Source organism: Sulfurimonas sp. (genome assembly GCF_027056685.1).
Classification (GTDB): domain Bacteria; phylum Campylobacterota; class Campylobacteria; order Campylobacterales; family Sulfurimonadaceae; genus Sulfurimonas.
Map to the genome: position 1 here is coordinate 1 of NZ_JALUKE010000248.1, position 1,782 is coordinate 1,782.

Genomic DNA, 1,782 nt, shown 5'->3' on the forward strand with positions numbered 1-1,782 from the left:
AACCATCTAAGCCACATCCAAATTCAGGTGTAAGTATCTCTTTTGCATAGGATGGGCTTACTGTTGTGATGGCATCTGCGTAAGCAATACCCGCTTTTAAAAAGTTCACTTGATTGTAAAACTCCACACCCTCCATCGTAAAACAGTGTGCATCAATGCCTAAGAGTTGCAGTGTGCTTTTCTCAAAAATTCCCTGATAGGCAAGGTTGTGAATGGTAAAGAGTGTCTTGATGTTAAGAGCGAGTTCTTTAACAAAGAGTGCTACAAGTGCGCTGTGCCAGTCATTAAGATGCAGATGTGTGATGTTTAAACGCAGCCCAAGCATCACTACCGCTTTACAAAAAAGTCCAAAACGCAGCGCATTGTTTTCATAATCTCCATCTGCATCACCGTAAAGACTTTGTGTATCACTCAAATAAGGAGCTTCAATAAAATAGGTGATAACACCCTCTTTCGTATCTTTATACACTTTTACAGAGTAATTTTGCTCTCCTAAAGAGAGGGTAAAATTATCATAAAAGCTAAACGCTTCTTTTTGCATAAAGCCATACAGAGGCATCACCCGCGAAATATCAATCTCTTTTGCAAGTGCTTTTGGAAGGGCATCTGCGACATCAGCCAAACCGCCTGTTTTTGCATAAGGAAAGACTTCACTTGCAGCAAAAAGCAGACGCATTACTTTTCTCCTCGTAAAAACTTTGCACACTCTTCTGGCAAAATAGCATTGATACCCATACCGCTAGAGAGCTCAAAGCCTGCAAGGGTATAAATGCGCGGTGTTATGCGGATGTAAAAAGTAAAATTGCGCTCCAAATTTTGCATATAGGCTTCATCTTCAAAATTAGTATTGATGGGAGCGAAGAAGAAGCTGAGATTGTAAGAGAAATCTCCAAGTTCTCGCTGAAGTTTTGTAAAAACATTGCTAAGAAGCTGTGCCAAGTCATTGATTTCTTCTCTACTGCAGGTACTTAAATGTAAAAATGACTCTGTCGGTGCTATGATGGTCTCAAAAGAGAAAGCACTTGCATAAGGAGCATAGGCAATAAAACTGCCAAGATCTTCTATGACCCTGATTTTTGCATCTTTTTCATTTTGTACAATATCACTTACAATACCTCTGCCGTGTTCATGGTAATAACGCTCATTTCTCTCTAAGAAGCTTATAAGAGTTTTTGGCACAATAGGCAGAGCGATGAGCTGTGTATGGGGATGCTCCTGTGTTGCACCCGCTGGCGTGCCGACATTTTTAAAAACGCAGAGATATTTAAGATGCGAATCTTTTTTAAGATCCTCTTTTCTAATGATGATCGTACGCAACCAGTTCTCAATTCCCTCTTGTCCTAACTCTGCCATAGAGCAGCTATGACAGGGAGAGTCTATTAAGATTTCATGCGCACCGTACCCACCGTAAGATTCAAACATTCCTTCTCTTTTTGAGCTGCGCTGAGTCTCTATTTGCACTGCTTTATAGAGATTAGGAACGACTCGTGTTTTCCATTTTGGGGCATTGGCAGCATTCTCTCGCATCGCAAATATTTCAGGTGGAGTCAGGGCTTCGTGTCCCTCACAAAAAGGACACTCTAAAGTTGTTTGGCTCTCTTGTTTTGTTTGCATTGCTGTGTTGTTTGGGCGGTGTAAGCGCTCTGGTGCCATTATGACATGAGTATCATGCAGCATATCAAATCGTATTTCAGACATCACTCACCTCTATATTTATCTCAAATGTATGCTCTGTTGTAAAACTACCGCAAAATAGGAAACTTATCTGCTGCACGATTTTTT

At 40.7% G+C, this 1,782-nt stretch carries 2 protein-coding genes; both read right to left on the reverse strand.

Going from position 1 to position 1,782, the window contains the following annotated elements:
• Positions 1 to 676: glycogen/starch synthase (locus tag MVY38_RS10855; protein WP_297486182.1), on the reverse strand; the 676-nt coding region annotated here is incomplete at its 3' end.
• On the reverse strand, positions 676 to 1,698 hold the full coding sequence (gene galT, locus MVY38_RS10860; protein ID WP_297486185.1) for a galactose-1-phosphate uridylyltransferase: 1,023 nt from the start codon (positions 1,696 to 1,698) through the stop codon (positions 676 to 678). The genes MVY38_RS10855 and galT, both read right to left, overlap by 1 nt.
• Positions 1,699 to 1,782: the final 84 nt, after the last annotated feature.